The following is a 20053-nucleotide window of genomic DNA, read 5'->3' as shown; positions in this document are numbered from 1 at the left end:
AGTCATGCGGAGGTTGGTATGGGAATCCGGGTTGCGGTCGCGGGGGCCAGTGGGTACGCGGGGGGCGAGCTGCTCCGCCTGCTCGCGGGGCACCCGGAGTTCGAGTTGGTGGCGGCGACCGCGCATTCGCAAGCGGGTGCGCACGTCACCTCCGTACACCCGCAATTGACCGGTCTTGATCTGACGCTCGGCGCGACCGACGCGGCCGGCCTGACCGACGCTGACCTGGTGTTTCTTGCTCTTCCGCACGGGCAGTCGGCGGCGCTGGCGGCGCAGCTGCCGGCGGGCGTGAAGATCGTCGACCTGGGCGCCGACTTCCGGCTCGAGGACGGGGAGCTCTGGCGGCGGTACTACGGCGGCGAGCACGCGGGGACGTGGACCTACGGGCTGCCCGAGTTGCCGGGTCAGCGGGAGCTGATCGCGACCGCCGACCGGGTGGCGAACACGGGTTGTTATGCGGCCACCGTCACGCTCGCGCTCGCGCCGCTGATCGCCGCGGGGCTCGCCGACCCCGCCGACGTGGTGGTGGTCGCGAGCTCGGGCACCTCCGGCGCGGGGCGCAACGCCAAGGTGAACCTGCTGGGCAGCGAGGTGATGGGTGATCTCTCGCCCTACAAGGTGGGTGCGCACCAGCACGTGCCGGAGATCAAGCAGGCCACCGGCGCGACGTCACTCTCGATGACGCCGATCCTCGCTCCGATGCCGCGCGGCATCCTCGCTACCGTCACGGCCCGTTTCCGCGAGGAGGGGGATCCCCGCGCGGTGCTCACGGAGGCGTACGCGAACGAGGCCTTTGTGCATGTGCTGCCCGAAGGGCAGTGGCCCCACACGGCGGCCACCTCCGGATCCAATTCCTGCCACCTGCAGGCCACGGTCGACGTCGACTCCGGTCGGATCGTCGTGGTGAGCGCCCTGGACAACCTCGGCAAGGGCGCCGCGGGCCAGGCCGTGCAGTGCGCCAACCTCATGTCCGGCCTGCCCGAGACCATGGGCCTGTCCGTGTTCGGAGTCGCACCATGACCGTCACCCACCCCAAAGGTTTCCGGGCCGGCGGCGTCGCCGCGGGACTGAAGGCCACCGGCAACCCAGACGTAGCGCTCGTCGTCAACGACGGGCCCGACTTCACCGCGGCCGGCGTGTTCACCGGCAACCGCGTCAAGGCCGCGCCCGTGCTGTGGAGCCAGCAGGTGCTCAAGGGCGGCATCGTCCGCGCGGTCGTGCTCAACTCGGGCGGCGCCAACGCGTGCACCGGCTCGCAGGGCTTCCGCGACACCCACACGACCGCGGAGCATGTCGCCACCGTGCTGCGCGGCGGCGCCAAGCCGCTGATGATCGGGGCGGGCGACGTCGCGGTCTGCTCGACCGGTCTGATCGGCGAACTGCTGCCGATGGACAAGCTGCTGCCGGGGGTCACGGCCGCGGCCAAGGCTTTGACGTACGACGGGGGCACGCGCGCCGCCGAAGCAATCATGACGACCGACACGGTGGCGAAGAACGCCCTCGTGCAGCGCGACGGCTGGTCGGTCGGCGGGATCGCCAAGGGCGCGGGGATGCTGGCGCCGGCGCTCGCCACGATGCTCGTGGTGGTCACCACCGACGCGTCGGCCGACAACGAGGTGCTGGACGCGGCGCTGCGCGAGGCGACCCGGGTCACCTTCGACCGGATCGACGCGGACGGCTGCATGTCCACCAACGACACCGTGCTGCTGCTGGCCAGCGGGGCGTCCGACGTGCAGCCCTCGCTCGAGGAGCTGACGGCGGCGGTCACCGAGGTCTGCCACGACCTGGCGCAGCAGCTGATCGCGGACGCCGAAGGGGCGACCAAGCACATCTCGATCACCGTGGAGGGCGCGGCCAGCGAGGGCGACGCGGTCGAGGTGGGTCGCGTGGTGGCGCGGAACAACCTGGTGAAGACGGCGCTGTTCGGCAACGACCCGAACTGGGGACGGATTCTCGCGGCGGTGGGGACGACCCAGGCGGCCTTCGAGCCGGATCGCGTGGACGTGGCGATCAACGGGGTGTGGATCTGCAAGGGCGGGGCGGCGGCCGAGGACCGGTCGAAGGTCTCGCTCGAAAACAGGGACGTGACGATCACGATCAACCTGCGCGAGGGGGAGATGGCGGCGACCATCTGGACGACCGATCTGTCGCACGCGTACGTGCACGAGAACTCGGCGTACTCGTCGTGACCCCGCATGACAAGGCCGCGGTGCTGATCGAGGCGCTGCCGTGGCTGGAGCGTTTTCACGGTTCGACCGTGGTGATCAAGTACGGCGGCAACGCCATGATCAACCCTTCACTCCAGGAGGCCTTCGCCGCCGATATCGTATTTATGCGATATGTCGGTATTAAGCCGGTGGTGGTGCACGGGGGCGGGCCGCAGATCAGCCGGATGCTCGATCGGCTCGGTATCGAGAGCGAGTTCCGCGGCGGGCTGCGGGTCACCACGCCCGAGGCCATGGACGTCGTGCGGATGGTGCTGACCGGGCAGGTCGGGCGGGAGCTGGTCGGGCTGATCAACCAGCATGGGCCCTTTGCGGTGGGGCTCTCCGGTGAGGATGCCAAGCTCTTCACCGCCGTCAAGCGGACCACTCTGGTCGATGGTGCCTTCGTGGATCTCGGCCAAGTCGGCGACGTGGACAAAGTGGACACGTCGGCGGTGGACGATCTCATCGCGGCGGGGCGAATCCCGGTGATCGCGAGCGTCGCGCCCGACATTTCCGGAATTGTCCATAATGTGAACGCGGACACGGCCGCCGCGGCCCTCGCCGAGGCGCTCGGCGCCCGCAAGCTGGTCGTGCTCACCGACGTGCCGGGGCTCTACACCAACTGGCCGGACACCTCGTCGCTCACCACCCGCATCGACGCCGACGCGCTCGAGAAGCTGCTGCCCAGCCTCGAAGCGGGGATGGTGCCCAAGATGGAGGCGTGCCTGCGCGCCGTCCGCGGTGGCGTGCCGGCCGCGCACGTCGTCGACGGCCGCGTCGCCCACTCCACGCTGCTCGAAGTCTTCACCTCGGAAGGGATCGGAACCATGGTGGTGCCGTCATGAGCTCGCTGGTCGACCGGTGGTCGCAGTCGATGATGAACAACTACGGGACCCCGCAGATCGCCCTCGTCCGAGGTTCCGGCGCGGTGGTGGAGGATGAGAACGGCAGGGAGTACGTCGACTTCCTCGGTGGCATCGCGGTCAACGCGCTCGGGCACGCCCACCCGGCGGTGGTCAAGGCCGTCACCGAGCAGATCTCGCAGCTCGGCCATGTGTCCAATCTGTACATCGCCGAGCCGTGTGTTGCCCTCGCCGAGCTGCTGCTCGCCCTCGCGGGTCGCTCCGGCCGGGTCATTTTCGGCAACTCGGGGGCCGAGGCGAATGAGGCTGCCTTCAAGCTTTCCCGCCTCACCGGGCGCAGTCATGTCGTGGCCACGCACGGCGCTTTCCATGGCCGGACGATGGGTGCCCTTGCCCTGACCGGCCAGCCGTCGAAGGCCGATCCCTTCCGGCCGCTACCGGGCGAGGTCACCCACGTGACATTTGGGGATTTGTCCGAATTAAACGCGGCGGTATCGGACGAAACGGCGATGGTCATCATCGAGCCGATCCAGGGGGAGAACGGCGTCGTGGTCCCGCCGGCCGGTTACCTGGCCGGGGCGAGGGAGATCTGCACGCGCAACGGCGCCCTGCTCGTGCTCGACGAGGTGCAGACCGGCATCGGCCGCACCGGCCACTGGTTCCACCACCAGAGCGAGGGCGTCGAGCCCGACGTCATCACCCTGGCCAAGGGTCTCGGCGGCGGCCTGCCGCTGGGCGCCTGCATCGCCTTCGGTCCCGCCGCCGACCTGTTCACCCCCGGTTCGCACGGCACCACCTTCGGCGGCAATCCGGTCGCCTGCGCGGCCGGCCTCGCGGTGGTCCGCACGATCGCCAACGAGGGCCTGCTCGACCACGTCAAACGGGTAGGCGAGCAGCTGCGGCGCGGCCTGGAGAACCACCCACTCGTGGATCATGTGCGCGGCGCCGGCCTCCTGCTCGGGGTCGTCCTTCGCCAGCCCGTGGCCAAGGATTGGCTCGCCGCGCTGGCCGCCGAGGGCTTCCTCGTCAACGCCCCTCAACCCGACGTCATCCGCCTCGCCCCGCCGCTGATCATCAGCGCCGAGCAGGCCGACGCCCTCATCAACGCCCTGGATGGCCTCAAATGACTCGCCACTTCCTGCGCGACGACGACCTCACCCCGGCCGAGCAGAGCACAGTCCTCGACCTCGCCGCCGAGATGAAGGCCAACCGCTTCCAGTACCGCCCCCTCGAGGGCCCCCGCTCGGTAGCGGTCTTCTTCGACAAGGTCAGCCTGCGCACCCGGCTCTCCTTCGAGGCCGGGATCGCCGAGCTGGGTGGCCAGCCGATCATCGTGGACACCCAGCTCACCCACTTCGGCCGCGGCGAGTCGCTGGCCGACGCCGGCAAGGTCGTCGCCCGCTACGTGGCCGCCATGGTCTTCCGCACCACCGGCGACGAACGGCTCACCGAGCTGGCCTCCGGCGTCGCCGTCCCGGTCGTGAACGCGCTCACCGACGGATTCCACCCCTGCCAGTTGCTCGCCGATCTGCAGACGATCCGCGAGAGGTTCGGCAAGACCCAAGGGCTCAAGCTCGCGTACGTGGGGGATGCGGCCAACAACATGGCGCACTCCTATCTGCTGGCGGGTGCGACCGCCGGGATGCACGTCCGGGTGGCCGGGCCTTCGGGGTTCGACCCGTCGCCGACCGTCGTCTCCCGGGCGGCCGAGATCGCCGCCTACACCGGTGGCTCGGTCGAGATCCTGCGCGACCCGTTCGAGGCCGTCGACGGGGTGGAGGTGCTGGCCACCGACACCTGGACGTCGATGGGTCAGGAGGGCGACGGGAAGGACCGGATCACGCCCTTCCTGCCGTACCAGATCAATGCCAAACTCCTGGCCGCCGGCGCGCCGAATGCGATCGTCCTGCATTGTCTTCCCGCGCATCGCGGGGAGGAGATCACCGACGAGGTGATGGACGGTCCGCAGAGCGCCGTCTTCGACCAGGCCGAGAACCGGCTGCACGCACAGAAGGCGCTGCTCGCGTGGCTGCTGGCGGTGAACGGCGAATGACCGGCCCGATAACCCGCGCCGGGCGCCATGCCCGGATCGTCGAGCTCATCCGCGAGCACGCCATCCGGTCGCAGACCGAGCTGGCCGAGCTGCTGGCGGGCGAAGGCGTGCAGGTCACCCAGGCCACGCTCTCCCGCGACCTGGAGGAGCTGAACGCCGTCAAGGTGGGCGGCGCCTACCTCATCCCCGAGGACGGCACGCGCCCGCTGCGCGAGGCCGAGAACGCTCCGGCCCGCCTCCTGCGACTGCTGCGGGAACTGCTCACCGGCGTGGACGCCAGCGGCAACATCGCGGTGCTGCGCACCCCGCCGGGGGCGGCGCAGTTCCTGGCGAGCGCCCTGGACCGCTCCGGACTCACCGACATCGTCGGCACCATCGCCGGCGACGACACGATCCTCGTCGTGGCCCGCGACGTCACCGGCGGCAAGGCCCTGGCCGAGAAGCTCGCCGACTGGGCCGGCCACACCCACGACACCAACGAAGGGAGCCACCCGTGACCGAGCGGGTCGTTCTGGCGTACTCCGGAGGCCTCGACACCTCCGTCGCCATTCCCTACCTCGCCGAACAGCTCGGCGGGGAAGTCATCGCCGTCGCGCTCGACGTCGGCCAGGGCGGCGAGGACATGGAGGTCATCCGGCAGCGCGCCCTCGACTGCGGCGCCGCCGAGAGTGTCGTGGTGGACGCCCGCGAGGAATTCGCCGCCGACTTCTGCCTGCCGGCGCTGCGGGCCAACGCGCTCTACATGGACCGCTACCCGCTGGTGTCGGCGCTGAGCCGGCCGCTGATCGTGCGTCACCTCGTCGAGGCGGCCAAGCAGCACGGCGGCACGGTCGTCTCGCACGGCTGCACCGGCAAGGGCAACGACCAGGTCCGCTTCGAGGTCGGCATCGGGGCGCTCGCACCCTCTTTGAAGGTCGTCGCCCCGGCGCGCGACTTCGCCTGGACGCGGGACAAGGCGATCGCGCTCGCGGAGGAGAAGGGCCTTCCGATCGACGTATCGCACAAGTCGCCGTACTCGATCGACCAGAACTTGTGGGGGCGCGCGGTCGAGACCGGGTTCCTCGAAGACATCTGGAACGCGCCGATCGAGGACATCTACTCGTACACGTCCGACCCTTCCCTCGTGACGGACCCCGACGAGGTCGTGATCACCTTCGACAAGGGCAACCCGGTCGCGATCGACGGCGAGACCGTCACGCCGTTCCAGGCGATCACCGAGCTCAACCGGCGCGCCGGCGCTCAGGGCGTGGGCCGGCTCGACATGGTCGAGGACCGTCTCGTCGGGATCAAGAGCCGTGAGGTGTACGAGGCCCCGGGCGCGATCGCTCTGATCACCGCCCACCAGGAGCTGGAGAACGTGACGGTCGAGCGCGACCTGGCCCGGTTCAAGCGGTCGGTCGACCAGAGGTGGGGCGAGCTCGTCTACGACGGCCTCTGGTTCTCGCCGCTCAAGCAGGCCCTCGACGCCTTCATCGACGAGTCCCAGCAGCACGTCTCCGGCGAGGTGCGACTCACCCTGCACGGGGGCCGCGCGGTCGTTACCGGCCGCCGGTCCGAGGCGAGCCTGTACGACTTCGGCATGGCGACTTACGACACCGGCGACACCTTCGACCAGTCCCTGGCCAAGGGCTTCGTGCAGCTCTGGGGCCTTCCGTCGCGCATGGCGTCGGCCCGGAACAAGCGACTGGCAGACTGAGCCCGTGACCGAGAAGACTTCATTGTGGGGTGGCCGGTTCTCCGGCGGTCCCGCGGACGCCCTCGCCCGGCTCTCGGTGAGCGTTCAGTTCGACTGGCGGCTCGCCCCGTACGACATCGCCGGCTCCCGGGCCCACGCCCGGGTGCTCGCCGCCGCCGGGCTGCTCGACCCCGACGAGCTGGGCCAGATGCTGGCCGCCCTCGACGACCTCGAGGCGGCCTGCGCGTCCGGCGAGTTCCGGCCCACCATCGACGACGAGGACGTGCACACCGCGCTCGAGCGCGGCCTGCTCGAACGGCTCGGCGCGCTCGGCGGCAAGCTGCGCGCCGGCCGGTCCCGCAACGACCAGGTCGCCACCGACCTGCGGCTCTACCTGCGCGACCACGCCCGCGGCGTGGCCCAGTCGGTGGTCGAGCTGGCCGACGCGCTGACGGAACAGGCGGCTCGCAACGTCGACACCGCCGCGCCCGGCATGACCCACGTGCAGCACGCCCAGCCGGTCACCTTCGGGCACTGGCTGCTCGCCCACGTGCACCCGCTGCTGCGCGACCTCGACCGGATGCGCGACTGGGACGCCCGGGCGGCCATCTCGCCGCTCGGCTCCGGCGCCCTCGCCGGCTCGTCGCTGCCGCTCGACCCGGCGGCGGTGGCCAAGGAGCTGGGCTTCACGGCCCCCGCGGCCAACTCGATGGACGCCGTGGCCGACCGCGACTTCGTGGCCGAGTTCCTCTTCGTCACAGCGCTGATCGGCGTGCACCTGTCCCGCCTGGGCGAGGAGGTGGTGCTCTGGACCTCCACCGAGTTCGGCTGGGTGGAGCTGGACGACGCCTTCGCCACCGGCTCGTCGATCATGCCGCAGAAGAAGAACGCGGACATCGCCGAGCTGGCCCGCGGCAAGAGCGGCCGCCTGGTCGGCGGCCTGGTCGCGGTGCTGACCATGCTCAAGGGGCTGCCGCTCACGTACGACCGGGACATGCAGGAGGACAAGGAGCCGGCGTTCGACGCGATCGAGACGCTCGAGCTCCTGCTGCCCGCCCTGGCCGGCATGATCTCCACGATGACCGTACGCGTCGACCGCCTCGCCGCGGCCGCGCCGGTCGGTTTCTCGCTGGCCACCGAGGTCGCCGACTGGCTGGTCCGCCGCGGCGTCCCGTTCCGCGACGCGCACGAGATCACCGGCCAGCTGGTGGCACTGTGCTCGGTGCGCGGCTGCGAGCTGGAAGACCTCACCGACGACGACTTGGCGAAGGTCAGCGAACACCTCGACCCGTCGGTACGCCAGGTCCTGTCGGTCGAGTCGGCCCTCGCCAGCCGCACCACGCCCGGTTCGACGGGCCCGGGCCCGGTGGCCGAGCAGCTCGCGCTGGTCCAGCACCGCCTCGACAGCTGGCGCGAGTGGGCCGTGGAAAAGGTCGTGCCCCGCTAGCGCGGCCGTCCCGCATAGAGCGCGGTGACCACATTGATCGCCAGATCGAGCAGTGCGCCGGCGAGTTTAATGGCGGCCTGAGGCTATCCTCCCCGGTCGTGGAGATCCTCGACCTGCATGCCGTCCCCGCCGTCCCGATCCCCGCGCATGGCAGCACCGGTTTCACCGCGGCCCACGTCCTCCGGGGCGAAACGGCCGCGGTGACGGTGCTGCGCGTGGCCGCGGGCGGCGAGATCGGCACCCACCCGGCGGTGGGCGACCAGCTGCTGATCGTGTTGTCCGGCGAGGGCGAGGTCCGCGCGGCCGGCGGCCCGTGGTTCCCGGTCGGGCCGGGTCAGGCGGCCCTGTGGAAGTCCGGCGAGCCCCACACGACCCGGGCCACTTCCGACCTCACCGCTGTCGCCGTCGAGTCCGACCATCTGATCACCGGGGCGTGATTCGATCGCGTCAGGGTGGGTATCGCGGCGGGATGCGATTGCGCACGCTGGTCAAGACGTCCGCGGCGGTGGCCGCCGCCGCGGTGGCCGGGTCGCTGGCCACCAAGCCCGACTCACGGTGGTACAAGTCGCTGAAGAAGCCCAGCTGGCAGCCGCCGCCGGCGGCGTTTCCGATCGTGTGGACCTCGTTGTACGCGCTGCTGGCGGTCGCGGGGGCGCGGGTCCTGGACCGTGCGCCGGAGTCGGCCCGTGCCGGCTTCGCCCGTAGCTTCGGCACGAACCTGGTGCTCAACGCGGGGTGGACCGTGGTTTTCTTCGGGGCTCGGGCGCCGCGCGCCGCGCTGGCCGAGATCGCGTTGCTCAACGCGTCCAACCTGTCGCTGGTGACCCGGGCCTGGCGGGTCGACCGGCCGGCGGCCGCGGCCATCGCGCCCTACGTGGTCTGGACGGGCTTCGCCACCGCTCTCACGGCGTCGATCGCCACCCGGAACCCTGGCGCCGTCCGCCCCGGGAGAGCAGACTTTCGCGCGTGACTCAGGAGCAGCGGGTCGAGGCGCTGACAACCGGCACGTGGGACGCGTACGCGCGGCTCATCGAGCGGCACAACGGTGTGTTCGGCGGCTGCTGGTGCACCTATTTCCAGACCATGCATGCCGAGAAGACCTTCTCGGCCGAGGACAACCGCGCCCTCAAGCAGCGGCTGGTCGAGGAGGGGCGGGCGCACGCCGCGGTGGTCTTCGACGGTGAGCAGGCCGTGGCCTGGTGCCAGTACGGCTCGCCGGAGGAGCTGCCGAACATCTACCACCGCAAACAGTACGAGGCCGAGCTCGACCTGCTGCCGGACTATCGCATCACCTGCATCTTCGTGGACAAGAAGCACCGGCGCCAGGGGCTGGCCGAGGTCGCTCTCCGCGGCGCCCTCGAGCTGATCTCGCAGGCCGGCGGGGGAGTCGTGGAGGGATACCCGCACGACAACGACGGCAAGAAGATGTCGGTTCTCTACGATGGCACCCGCGACCTGTTCGAGCGGGCCGGCTTCACCTACATCCGCCCGAAGGGCTTGAAGAACTGCGTGATGCGGCTTGCCATAAATCGATGATCTGCGATGATGGGAGCGCTCCCAAGTGGACGGAGGGTCCCCATGCGCCACCTCGTCGCGGTGCTCGCTGCCGCTCTCGCGCTCGGCTCCGTGGCCGCGAGTGCCCCCGCCGGCGCGGCTCAGCGCGGTTCGTGCGGGCGTGGCCTGCTGTTCTGCGAGGACTTCGAACGGCTGCCGCTCGGCGGTCCCAGCACGCTGAACTGGGGTGTCGACACGCGCAACGGCACCCTGGCGGTGGAGCGCGGCCGCCGTGGCGACCAGGTGCTGCACCTGCACACGGTCGACAACGGGCGTGCCTTCCTGCGCATCGACGACTTCGCCGCGCCAGGCAACCGGTTCTACGGCCGGATGCGGCTGCGGGTCGACGCGTTTCCCGTCGCCCCCGACTGGGCGCACTTCACGCTCGTCGAGGCCACCGGCGCCGGCAGCTCCGAGGTCGTCCGCCCGGTAGGCGGGCAGTACGCCCCGACGGTTCCCGGTGTGTTCTGGGGCGTGGGCGCCGACGGCGGCCCCACCGGCGACTGGACCAACTGGCGGGAGTCCGCCCCCGTCGTCGAGGACACGTGGCAGTGCTTCGAGTGGATGCTCGATCCCGCCGACAACCGCGTAGCCGTGTGGGTCGACGGCGTCGCCAACCCGGAACTGACCGCCACCACCGCCGACCACGGCGGCAACCAGGTGCCCTTCATCCTCCCCGCCGTCGACACCGTGAAGATCGGCTGGCAGCTTTATCAGGCCGGCACCACCCCGGGCGTCTTCGACCTGTGGATGGACGACATCGCCGTCGCGGGAAAGCGGCTCGGCTGCTGACCCCGCCCGAGGCCCGCCGAAGCCTGCCGGGGCCCGGCGAAGCCCGCCGAAGCCCGGCGAAGCCTGCCGGGGCCCGGCGAAGCCCGCCGGAGCCTGCCGGGGCCGGTCAGGCCCCGTAGTCGCCTAAGCCGCGCTCGAGCAGCGCGAAGGCCTCCGCCGCCGAGCGGGCCAGGCGGCCGGCCAGGCCGGGCGGGAGCTCGCCGGCCAGCACCGCCTCGCGGACCTGCAGCACGAGCGCTCGCTGCACGGCGATCAGGGCGTGTGCCACCACGCTCGCGGTCAGCCGGTCCTCGCCGGCCGAGTCGGCCGAGTCGGCGAGCGCGGCGGCCAATAGCTCCGCAGTGCGGGTGAGGGAGATCTGCTCGCGGCCCTGCATGGCCGGGCTCTCCGCGACCACGCGGTTGACGGTGCGCAGCCGGGCCAGCGCCTGCGGGTCGCCGTCGTCGAGCTGATCGACCAGACCGCCCTGGGCCAGCAGCACGCGGTGGAACGCCGCGGTCACCGGCTCGCCGGCCGGGCGGTCCAGCACGCCCTGGACCAGGTGCTCGCCGTACTCGTCGAGGCGGAAGAAGAAGATGTCCTCCTTGGTGGCGAAGTAGTTGAAGACGGTGGCCTCGGAGACCTCGGCGGCGCGCGCGATGCCGGCCACGGTCACCCGGGCGAAGCCGTGTTCGGCGATGAGCGCCCAGGCCGTGTCGGCGATGTGCCGCCGGGTGCGCTCCTTCTTCTGCTCGCGCAGTCCCACCGCGCCTCCGCTCGGGGTTGTTTTCTAGTAAATCTAATTTTAGAGTAACTCTATGAATGCTATCAAGGACACCGTGATCAACGATCTGCAGGATCGAGTGAACCAGGCGCTGCTGACCGGAGACTGGCACACGCTGACCGAGCTGGTGTCGGCGGATGCCGTCATCACCGGGCCGCGCGGTTACACGATCAGCCGGGAGAGCTGGATCAACGCGCACCGCGAGGAGGAGTACGAGCAGGTTCGCCTCGACGTCGTGGAGTCCACCGTGCACACCTACGACGCGACGGGCATCCGGTTCGATCTGGTCGAGTCGGAGTGCGTCTACCACGGCGAGCAGATCCAGGGTCGCTTCCGGGTGAGCCAGGTGTGGGCGAGCGACGACGGCCGCTGGCAGCTCGCGTCGGTGCAGTACACGACGGCGGCCTGAGCCATGGACGTGAGCATCAGCATCACCTCGTACCCCGCGACGGACGCGCCGTCGGCGCTCACCGATCTCGGCCGGGCCGCCGACGAGCTGGGCCTGCACACCGTCTGGGCCACCGACCACCTCATCCAGGCCGATCCGGCCGCGGCTGTCACCGATCCCATGCTCGAGGCGTACGCGGTGCTGGCCTTCCTCGCCGCGACGACCCGCCGGGTGCGGCTCGGGGCCATGGTGAGCCCCGTGACGTTCCGCCCGCCCGCTCTGCTGATCAAGGCGGTGACCTCACTGGACGTGCTCTCCGGAGGCCGGGCCTGGCTGGGCGTCGGCGCCGGTTACCAGCAGCAGGAGGCGCGGGACATGGGTCTGCCGCTCCCGGCGTCCGCGCGGGAACGGTACGAGCACCTGGAGGACACGATCCGGCTGGCCGCGCAGATGTGGCGGGGCGACACCGCGCCGTTCCACGGCGTCCACGCCCGCCTCGAACGGCCGGTGAGCAGCCCGGCGCCGGCCACCACGCCGCGACCGCCGATCCTCATCGGCGGCGTGGGGGAGAAGCGGACGCTGCGGCTGGTCGCACAGTACGCGGACGCGTGCAACCTGTTCGACGTGCCGGACGGCGGCGCGACCATCCGGCACAAGCTCGCCGTGCTGCGCGAGCACTGCGCGGAGGTCGGCCGCGACGACGCCGGGATCGTCAGGACGGTGAGCACGGCGCTCGGCGACGGCGAGCCGGGCGCCCGGTTCGCCGAGCGCTGCACGCAGCTCAAGGCGTACGGGATCGACCACGTCGTGGTCATCACGCGCGGCCGCCCGATGACCGTCGCCGATGTGGAACGGGTGGCCGCGGCCACGACCGTGTGAAGATCGCCCGCTCGCGGTACTGACCAGCGGATCGCCGACCGTCTAACGTGGCCGGAAGATCGGAACGACGGCGCGGGAGGAACGTCCCACGATGATCGGTCTCGAGTCCCTTCGATGGTCGCTGACGCTGGCATTCGCGGTTGCCACCGGGTTTCACCTCGCGCGCGTGCTGCGGCCGGGCGGGGGTGAGCGCGTCACCGAGGCGCTGCACCTGCTGATGGGCGGCTCGATGATCGTGATGATCTGGCCCTGGGGAACGTGGGTGCCGCCCGGGGTGTGGGCGGTCGGCTTCACGATCTCCACGGGCTGGTTCGTCACCCGCGCGATCCGGGCGACCGGCGGCCGGCTCACGCTCATGTATTTTGCCACCGCGGCCGCGGCGATGGTGTGGATGAGCGCCTCGATGCCGGAAGAGCATCACCTCGGCCACGCGACTATGCCTGGAATGTCCGCCGCCACCGGCTATCCGGCGTGGATCAGCGCGGCGCTGGGCGCCTACCTGGTGGCCGCCGCCCTGTGGTGGATCGCGCGCGGGATGCGTCTTGCGCCGGCCAGCCCGCATGGCTCCACCCCACATTGGGCGGCGGTCTGCCACGGGATGATGAGCGCTGCCATGGGGTTGTCCTTGCTGGCGATGGCCTGAAATTTGCGTAACCGGTTAAGCAAGAGGCCGGGAGTTCGTGCAAATTCTGCAAGAAGTTACGCGACCGGGAGCGAGCGGCGACTGGGAGCGATCGCCGTGGACTCGCGGACCACCAGCTCGGGGCGGAACAGGTACTCCGAATGCGGCGCGCCGTGGCCGTTGATCTCGTCGACCAGGCAGCGGACGGCGGCCACGGCCATCGAGGAGACCGGCTGGCGCAGCGTGGTCAGCGGCGGGTCGGTGAAGGCGATCAGAGGTGAGTCGTCGAAGCCGATCACCGAGACGTCGCGCGGGACCGACAGGCCACGGCGGCGGGCGGCCCGGATGGCGCCGAGCGCCATCAGATCCGAGGCGCACACTATGCCAGTGACCCCCTGCTCGATCAGGCGATCCGCCGCCACCTCGCCACCCTCCACCCCGAACAGCGTCAACGCCACGAACTCGTCATAAATGGAAGGCGGCTGCGGGAACGGGGAGGGCAGCGACGAGGGCGAGCCGGGACCGAACTCGCGCTCCATCGCGGCCCGATAGCCGGTCAGCTTGCGCTGGGTGCTGATGAACCGGTTCGGTCCCGAGATCATTCCGATCCGCTGGTGGCCGAGCGCGACCAGGTGCGAGACCGCCATGTCCCCGGCCAGCCGGTCGTCGCAGGAGACGAAAGGGGCCTCGATCGCCTCCGCATAGCCGTTGACCAGCACGATCGGAAGCGGTCGCTCGATCAGCCGGCGGTACCGGGACGGATCCGCCGCCGTGTCGGCCGACAGGCTCGACACGAAGACGATCCCGCTGACCTGCCGGTCCAGCATCATCTCGACGTACTCGTCCTCGGTGACGCCGCCGGGCGACTGCGTGCACAGCACCGGCGTGTAGCCGTGCTGGGCCAGCGTCGACTCGATGACCTGGGCGAACGCCGGGAAGATCGGGTTGTCCAGCTCGGGGACGATCAGGCCGACCAGACCGGCGCTGCGCTTGCGCAAGCGTTCCGGCCTTTCATAGCCCAGGACATCAAGCGCGGTCAGCACCGCCTGCCGGGTTTCGTGGGAGACGCCGGGGCGGTCGTTGATGACGCGCGACACCGTCGCCTCGCTGACCTGGGCCTGCCGGGCGATGTCGGACATTCGTGCGCGCATGGGGGGCACCTTACCGATGACGTGTTGCACGCCATGATTCTGCAAGGTCTTCCAAAACATGCAAGTGCTTGCTAACGTCCCCGCAACACGGCCGACACAAGTCGATCAATCGATGGTCGGTTGCTGCAATCCCTTTCGCCAAGCGAAGCACAGACCCCCTGGGAGACCCATATGCGCATCCGTGCAGCGGGTGTGGCCGGAGCCCTCACCCTTGCCCTGCTCGCCGCCGGCTGCGGCGACAAAAGCGACAAATCCGATAAGGTGGCGACCGACAACGCGAGCGCCGGAGCGAAGGCGACCGGCGAGCTCGTGATCTGGGCCGACGACAAGCGCGCCGCCGCCCTCAAGCCCTTCGCCGATAAGTTCGGCACCGAGAACGGCGTCACCGTCAAGATCCAGGCGATCTCGAAGGACCAGCAGACCACCTTCGTCACCGCCTCCCAGCAGGGCAGCGGCCCGGACGTGATGGTCGGCGCCCACGACTGGATCGGCAACCTCGTGCAGAACGGCGCGATCGACCCGGTCCAGCTCTCCGCCGAGCAGAAGTCCGGCATCGCCGAGAACGCCCTCAAGGCCGTCACCTTCAACGGCCAGACCTACGGCGTCCCGTACGCGACCGAGAACCTCGCCCTGATCCGCAACACCGACCTCGCCCCGCAGGCCCCCGCGAGCATCGAGGACCTCGTCTCCACCGGCCAGAAGCTGGTGAGCAGCAAGAAGGCGTCCGAGATCCTCTGCCTCCAGGTGGGACAGACCGGCGACGCCTACCACCTCTACCCGCTCTACTCGAGCGCCGGCGGCTACCTCTTCGGCACCACCGCGACCGGCGACTACGACCCCAAGGACCTGGGCGTCGGCAAGCCGGAAAGCGTTGCAGCGTTCAAGAAGATCGCCGCCCTCGGTGAGAAGGGCAGCAAGGCCCTCAAGCGCTCGATCACGTCGGACAACTCCATCGCCACCTTCACCGGCAAGAAGTGCGCCTACCTGGTCAGCGGCCCGTGGGCGGTCACCGACGTCAAGAAAGCCGGCATCAAGTACGACATCACCCCGGTCCCCGCGTTCGCGGGCGGCAAGCCGGCCCAGCCGTTCCTCGGCGTGCAGACCTTCTACGTCGCCGCGAAGGGCAAGAACAAGGCCCTCGCGCAGGAGTTCGTCACCAACTACGTCACCACCCCCGACCTCGCGGTGGCCCTCTACCAGGCCGAGCCTCGGCCGCCGGCGCTGACCGCCGCCTTCGACCAGGTCAAGTCCAGCGACCCCGACCTGGCCAAGTGGCAGGAGGCCGGTAAGAACGCGATCCCGCTGCCGGCGATCCCCGAGATGGCCGCGATCTGGGACCCGTTCGGCAAGGCCGAGGCCGCGGTGGTCGGTGGCGCCGACCCGGCGAAGACCATCGAGGCCGCCGGCAAGACGATCTCCGGCTCCATCAACAAGTAATGACGACGCAGCTCGGAGGGCCCGTGACGCGGGCCCTCCCCGCCCCCGAGAAGAAAGTCGCGCCACCAGAGCCGCGAGCCAAGAGCACGCTCCTCAAGATCGCGCTCCTGGGACCGGTCGTCGCGATCGCGGTCTGGGCCGCCTTCCCCCTGATCGAGCACGAGGCCTGGATCGGCCTGGCCATCCTGGCCGCCACCACGGCCGCCCTGCTCTGGCTCTACCTCACTCCCCGGCACATCCCCGCGAAGTACCTGGCCCCCGGCACCCTCCTGCTGATCATCTTCCAGATCTTCCCGGTGCTCTACACCGCGAGCACGGCCTTCACCAACTACGGCGACGGCCACCGGGGAAGCAAGGACGAGGCCGTCGTGGCCATTCAGACCGCGTCCGTCACGCAGGTGCCGGGTTCCATCCAGTACGCCTTGAGCATCGCGACCACCGGCGACGCGGCGACGGGTCCGCTCGTCTTCCTGATCACCGACCCGGCCACGAAAGCCGTGTCGGCCGGCGACGCTGACGGCCTCGAGCAACTGGACGCGGGTGACGTGACCGTGACCGCGAGCGGCAAGGTCACCGCCGCCGAGGGCTACACCGTGCTCACCGCCGGCGAGGCCTCCCTGCGCAGCAAGGAGATCACCGCCCTCGCGGTCCCGGTCGACGGCGGCGCGATCCGCTCGTCCGGCCTGTCCCGGGCCTACGAGGGCAAGGCCGGCCGGGTCTACCAGCCGGAGTGCGACTGCATCCGCGACACCACGAGCGGCAAGACGTGGACCGCCGACGAGAGCGTCGGCGCCTTCGTCAGCGCGCAAGATGGCGAGCGGCTTGCGCAAGGCTGGAGGGTCAATGTCGGCTTCGACAACTTCACCCGGGTGGTCACCGACCGGGACATCTCCGGGCCGTTCCTGCGCACGCTGATCTGGAACTTCGCGTTCGCCATCGGCTCGACCGGCGGCACGTTCGTGCTGGGCATGCTGGTCGCGGTCGCCTTGCACAGCAAGAAGGTCAAGGGCCGCAACCTCTACCGCGTGGTGCTCGTCCTCCCGTACGCGATGCCGGCTTTTGCGATGTTGCTGGTGTGGCGGGACATGTTCAACAAGGACTTCGGCCTGATCAACACGTTCTTCGGGACCGATGTCGACTGGCTGGGGCAGCCCGCGACGGCCCGGATCGCGGTGCTTCTGGTGCAGTTGTGGCTGGGCTATCCCTACATGTTCCTGGTGACGACCGGCGCGCTGCAGGCCATTCCGGCCGAGCTCAGCGAGGCGTCCCGGATCGACGGCGCCGGCGCCTGGCAGAGCTTCCGGCGAATCGTGCTGCCGTTGCTGATGGTCGCGCTCACGCCGTTGCTGATCTCGTCGTTCGCGTTCAACTTCAACAACTTCAACGCGATCTACCTGACCACTGAGGGCGGCCCGTTCGCGCCCGACAACCCCGCAAACGGCGCCACCGACTTGCTGATCACTTATACCTACCGGCTGGCCTTCGGCGGTTCCGGAGCGCAATACGGCTACGCGGCCGCAATCTCGATCTTCATCTTCCTGATCGTCGGCACCGTGTCGGCGATCGCCTTCCGCCGGACCCGCCAGCAGGAAGAGGTGTACGCGTGAACAAGTGGCTTAAGAACGTCGGCTGGCGGCACGCCGTCGGCCTGCTGGCCGTGGTGTTCTCCCTGGGACCGATCCTGTTCGTCGTCTCGTCGGCGCTGAACCCGCTCGGCACGCTGTCGTCGAGCTCGCTGGTGCCCACCGGCGGGATCTCTTTCAGCAACTTCAGCAAGCTGCTCAACGACACCAACTTCGGGCAGTGGTTCCTGAACTCGGTGATCATCGCGGGCACGGCCTCGGCGGTCGCCGTCTTCATCTCGGCGCTCGCCGCGTACGCGTTCAGCCGCCGGCGGTTCCGCGGACGCCGTACGGGATTGCTGTCGCTGCTCCTGATCCAGATGTTCCCGCAGTTCCTGGCCGTGGTGGCGATCTTCCTGATGTTCGCGACGATCACCGACTACTGGCCGGCGATCGGCTTCAACACCTGGTGGGGCCTGGTCCTGCTGTATCTCGGCGGGGCGCTGGGCGTGGGCACCTGGCTGATGAAGGGCTTCTTCGACACCGTTCCGCGCGAGCTGGACGAGTCGGCCACAGTGGACGGCGCCTCGCACGTACAGGTCTTCTTCCGGATTCTCTTGCCGCTCGTCGCGCCGGTGCTTGCGGTGACCGGGCTGCTGGCTTTCATCAGCACCATCAACGAGTTCATCTTCGCCAACATCTTCCTCACCGACTCCAGCGCCAAGACCCTGTCGGTCGGTCTCTGGGGCCTGGTCGCGGCCGAGCAGCGCAACACCAACTTCGGCATCTTCTGCGCCGGCACGCTGCTCACCGCCATCCCGACCGTCCTGGTCTTCCAGATGTTGCAGCGCTACATCGTCGAGGGCCTCACCTCGGGAGCGGTCAAGGGATGAGGGCGCACCACGACGGCTCCGAGCTGTACGTCTCGTCGCAGAGCCCGGCTCTCGGCGAGACGGTCAGCCTGTTCGTCCGGGTGCCGGCCGGGATCCGGGCGACCCGGATCCACCTGCGCCGGCTCTCGGACGGCGAGCCGGTCTTCACCTCGGCCGTCGTGGACCGCACCGACCGCAACGGCGACGTGTGGTGGCGGGCCGAAATGCCCGTGCGCAATCTCGTCACGCCTTACCGCTTCCTGGTGCGCACGTCGCAAGGCGTGCGCTGGCTCACCGGCGCCGGGCTGACGCATTACGACGTGCCGGACGCGACCGATTTCCGGATCGTCGCGCACCCGGCGCCGCCGGCCTGGGCGCGCGATGCCGTGGTCTATCAGATCTTTCCGGACCGGTTCGCCAGCTCTTCCACGAAGGAGCTGCCGGCGTGGGCGACCGGCGCGTCGTGGGGCACGCCCAGCGCGCGCGGGCCGAACGCCACCAAGGTCCTCTACGGCGGCGACCTGGACGGGATCGCCCAGCGGCTCGACCACATCGCGGAGCTGGGCGCCAACACGCTCTACCTCACTCCGTTCTTCCCGGGGCGCTCCAACCATCGCTACGACGCGTCGACCTTCGACCGGGTCGATCCGCTGCTCGGCGGCGACGAGTCGCTGATCAAGCTGAGCCGGGCCGTGCACGATCGCGGCTGGCGCCTGCTCGGCGACCTGACCACCAACCACACCGGCACCGCCCACCCCTGGTTCGCGTCGGAGCGATCCTTCTACTACTTCAAGCCGGGCGGCGGCTACGAGTGCTGGATGGGGCATCCCTCGCTGCCCAAGTTGAACTGGGGCTCGGCCGACCTTCGCCGGCGATTCGCGGAATTGACCCAGCGTTGGCTCGCCGCGCCGTTCGGGCTGGACGGCTGGCGGATCGACGTGGCGAACATGACCGGCCGCCGCGGCGCGGACGACTGGACGCACGAGGTGGCCACGCTGTTGCGCAAGGCCGTGCATGAGGCGCGTCCCGACGGCTTGCTGATCGCCGAGCACGCCCACGACGCGACCACCGACCTCGACCGCGACGGCTGGCACGGGACGATGAACTACGCCGGGTTCACGCGTCCGGTGTGGAGCTGGCTGCGCGCCGACAACCTGCCGTTCGACGACTTCCTCGGGGTGCCGGTCGAGGTGCCGCACCGGGACGCGGCGCAGACGGTGGCGGCGATGTCGGCGTTCTCGGCGCAGATGTCGTGGCGGTCGTGGACCACCTCGTGGCAGATGCTCGGCTCGCACGACACGGCCCGGATCCGGACCGTGGTCGGCGACGCGGCCCGGCAGGAGGTCGCCACGGGGCTGCTCCTCACGCTGCCGGGCACCCCGATGATCTTCGCGGGGGACGAGTTCGGCCTGACCGGCGCGACCAACGAGTCGGCGCGGCAGCCGATGCCGTGGGGTTCGTCGTCGCGGACGTTCGATACCTATCAGGCGCTGATCCGGCTTCGTCGTGCCCAGCCGGCGCTGCGGCACGGCGGGCTGCGCTGGGTGCACGCCGCCGGCGACACGCTTGCCTACCTGCGGGAAAGCGCCGGCCAGACGCTGCTCGTGCTGGCTCGCCGTCGCGCGGACGGTCCATTGCGGCTGACCGGACTGCCCGGCGACACGAGCTGGGAGAACCTTTACGGCGGCGACAAGCCGCTGTACACCGGAACCGATGGTTCCACCTCCATCGATGGCTACGGCCCGGCCTTCCAGGTCTGGGTAGCAGATACGTAAGGGGACACCGTGG

The 20053-nt window shown here is 69.9% G+C and carries 21 protein-coding genes; 19 read left to right on the top strand and 2 right to left on the bottom strand.

The genetic code is table 11. The features are described from left to right. Positions 1–18 precede the first annotated feature (18 nt). The 12 genes from argC to ACQPZX_RS35755 all read left to right on the top strand — a co-directional run bounded on the left by argC (position 19) and on the right by ACQPZX_RS35755 (position 10591). Positions 19–1020 (top strand): N-acetyl-gamma-glutamyl-phosphate reductase, encoded by a 1002-nt coding sequence (gene argC / locus ACQPZX_RS35810; protein ID WP_433365428.1) that lies wholly within the window; start codon positions 19–21, stop codon positions 1018–1020. Continuing rightward, positions 1017–2189 carry a bifunctional glutamate N-acetyltransferase/amino-acid acetyltransferase ArgJ gene (argJ, locus tag ACQPZX_RS35805; protein WP_433365425.1) on the top strand — a complete coding sequence of 391 codons (1173 nt, stop codon included), beginning with the start codon at positions 1017–1019 and terminating at the stop codon, positions 2187–2189. The genes argC and argJ overlap by 4 nt, the downstream gene beginning before the upstream one ends. After that, positions 2186–3052 carry an acetylglutamate kinase gene (gene argB / locus ACQPZX_RS35800; protein ID WP_433365422.1) on the top strand — a complete coding sequence of 289 codons (867 nt, stop codon included), beginning with the start codon at positions 2186–2188 and terminating at the stop codon, positions 3050–3052. Before argJ ends, argB begins: the two co-directional genes overlap by 4 nt. After that, the gene (locus ACQPZX_RS35795) at positions 3049–4197 is read left to right on the top strand and encodes an acetylornithine transaminase (protein ID WP_433365419.1); all 1149 of its coding nucleotides are present in this window, start codon (positions 3049–3051) and stop codon (positions 4195–4197) included. The genes argB and ACQPZX_RS35795 overlap by 4 nt, the downstream gene beginning before the upstream one ends. Further along, the gene (argF, locus tag ACQPZX_RS35790) at positions 4194–5123 is read left to right on the top strand and encodes an ornithine carbamoyltransferase (RefSeq protein ID WP_433365416.1); all 930 of its coding nucleotides are present in this window, start codon (positions 4194–4196) and stop codon (positions 5121–5123) included. The genes ACQPZX_RS35795 and argF overlap by 4 nt, the downstream gene beginning before the upstream one ends. Further along, positions 5120–5620: an arginine repressor gene (locus tag ACQPZX_RS35785; protein ID WP_433365413.1), complete on the top strand. Its 501-nt coding sequence runs from the start codon at positions 5120–5122 to the stop codon at positions 5618–5620. The genes argF and ACQPZX_RS35785 overlap by 4 nt, the downstream gene beginning before the upstream one ends. Beyond that, a complete protein-coding gene (locus ACQPZX_RS35780) occupies positions 5617–6819 on the top strand; it encodes an argininosuccinate synthase (protein WP_433365410.1) in 1203 nt (400 codons plus the stop codon). Before ACQPZX_RS35785 ends, ACQPZX_RS35780 begins: the two co-directional genes overlap by 4 nt. Before the next feature lie 4 nt (positions 6820–6823). Further along, the gene (argH, locus tag ACQPZX_RS35775; RefSeq protein WP_433365407.1) at positions 6824–8245 is read left to right on the top strand and encodes an argininosuccinate lyase; all 1422 of its coding nucleotides are present in this window, start codon (positions 6824–6826) and stop codon (positions 8243–8245) included. Between the two features lie 98 nt (positions 8246–8343). Continuing rightward, the gene (locus ACQPZX_RS35770; RefSeq protein WP_433365404.1) at positions 8344–8682 is read left to right on the top strand and encodes a cupin domain-containing protein; all 339 of its coding nucleotides are present in this window, start codon (positions 8344–8346) and stop codon (positions 8680–8682) included. Between the two features lie 32 nt (positions 8683–8714). After that, positions 8715–9215, top strand: a complete 501-nt coding sequence (locus tag ACQPZX_RS35765) for a TspO/MBR family protein (protein ID WP_433365401.1) — start codon at positions 8715–8717, stop codon at positions 9213–9215. Next, positions 9212–9781 carry a GNAT family N-acetyltransferase gene (locus tag ACQPZX_RS35760; protein WP_433365398.1) on the top strand — a complete coding sequence of 190 codons (570 nt, stop codon included), beginning with the start codon at positions 9212–9214 and terminating at the stop codon, positions 9779–9781. Before ACQPZX_RS35765 ends, ACQPZX_RS35760 begins: the two co-directional genes overlap by 4 nt. A 42-nt stretch (positions 9782–9823) precedes the next feature. Then, positions 9824–10591, top strand: a complete 768-nt coding sequence (locus ACQPZX_RS35755) for a hypothetical protein (protein ID WP_433365395.1) — start codon at positions 9824–9826, stop codon at positions 10589–10591. A 106-nt stretch (positions 10592–10697) separates the two neighbouring features. Here ACQPZX_RS35755 and ACQPZX_RS35750 read toward each other — a convergent pair whose 3' ends face one another. Continuing rightward, complete coding sequence (locus ACQPZX_RS35750) at positions 10698–11336, bottom strand: TetR/AcrR family transcriptional regulator (RefSeq protein WP_433365392.1); 639 nt, start codon at positions 11334–11336, stop codon at positions 10698–10700. 52 nt (positions 11337–11388) lie between these two features. Between ACQPZX_RS35750 and ACQPZX_RS35745 the strand changes: the two genes are divergently transcribed. The 3 genes from ACQPZX_RS35745 (at position 11389) to ACQPZX_RS35735 (ending at position 13264) form a co-directional block, all read left to right on the top strand. After that, a complete protein-coding gene (locus ACQPZX_RS35745) occupies positions 11389–11763 on the top strand; it encodes a nuclear transport factor 2 family protein (protein ID WP_433365389.1) in 375 nt (124 codons plus the stop codon). 3 nt (positions 11764–11766) lie between these two features. Then, on the top strand, positions 11767–12621 hold the full coding sequence (locus tag ACQPZX_RS35740) for a TIGR03560 family F420-dependent LLM class oxidoreductase (protein ID WP_433365386.1): 855 nt from the start codon (positions 11767–11769) through the stop codon (positions 12619–12621). A gap of 91 nt (positions 12622–12712) precedes the next feature. Beyond that, a complete protein-coding gene (locus tag ACQPZX_RS35735) occupies positions 12713–13264 on the top strand; it encodes a DUF5134 domain-containing protein (protein WP_433365383.1) in 552 nt (183 codons plus the stop codon). Positions 13265–13320: 56 nt separating this feature from the next. On the opposite strand, the gene ACQPZX_RS35730 is transcribed toward ACQPZX_RS35735, so the two are convergent. Beyond that, positions 13321–14394, bottom strand: coding sequence for a LacI family DNA-binding transcriptional regulator (locus ACQPZX_RS35730; RefSeq protein ID WP_433365380.1), 1074 nt, complete (start codon positions 14392–14394; stop codon positions 13321–13323). 171 nt (positions 14395–14565) lie between these two features. Here ACQPZX_RS35730 and ACQPZX_RS35725 point away from each other — a divergent pair, with 171 nt between their 5' ends. From ACQPZX_RS35725 to ACQPZX_RS35710, 4 genes are read left to right on the top strand one after another with little or no spacing between them, the layout of a single operon-like run. Continuing rightward, positions 14566–15831, top strand: coding sequence for a sugar ABC transporter substrate-binding protein (locus ACQPZX_RS35725; protein ID WP_433365377.1), 1266 nt, complete (start codon positions 14566–14568; stop codon positions 15829–15831). Further along, positions 15831–17438 (top strand): ABC transporter permease subunit, encoded by a 1608-nt coding sequence (locus tag ACQPZX_RS35720; protein WP_433365374.1) that lies wholly within the window; start codon positions 15831–15833, stop codon positions 17436–17438. The genes ACQPZX_RS35725 and ACQPZX_RS35720 overlap by 1 nt, the downstream gene beginning before the upstream one ends. Next, a complete protein-coding gene (locus ACQPZX_RS35715; protein ID WP_433365372.1) occupies positions 17435–18286 on the top strand; it encodes a sugar ABC transporter permease in 852 nt (283 codons plus the stop codon). Before ACQPZX_RS35720 ends, ACQPZX_RS35715 begins: the two co-directional genes overlap by 4 nt. After that, positions 18283–20040, top strand: a complete 1758-nt coding sequence (locus ACQPZX_RS35710) for an alpha-amylase family glycosyl hydrolase (protein ID WP_433365369.1) — start codon at positions 18283–18285, stop codon at positions 20038–20040. The genes ACQPZX_RS35715 and ACQPZX_RS35710 overlap by 4 nt, the downstream gene beginning before the upstream one ends. Positions 20041–20053: the final 13 nt, after the last annotated feature.

Source organism: Actinoplanes sp. CA-142083 (genome assembly GCF_050942195.1).
Taxonomy (GTDB): Bacteria; Actinomycetota; Actinomycetes; order Mycobacteriales; family Micromonosporaceae; genus Actinoplanes.
Note: the sequence above shows the minus strand (reverse complement) of the source record. Positions and strands in the feature narration are given on the sequence as shown.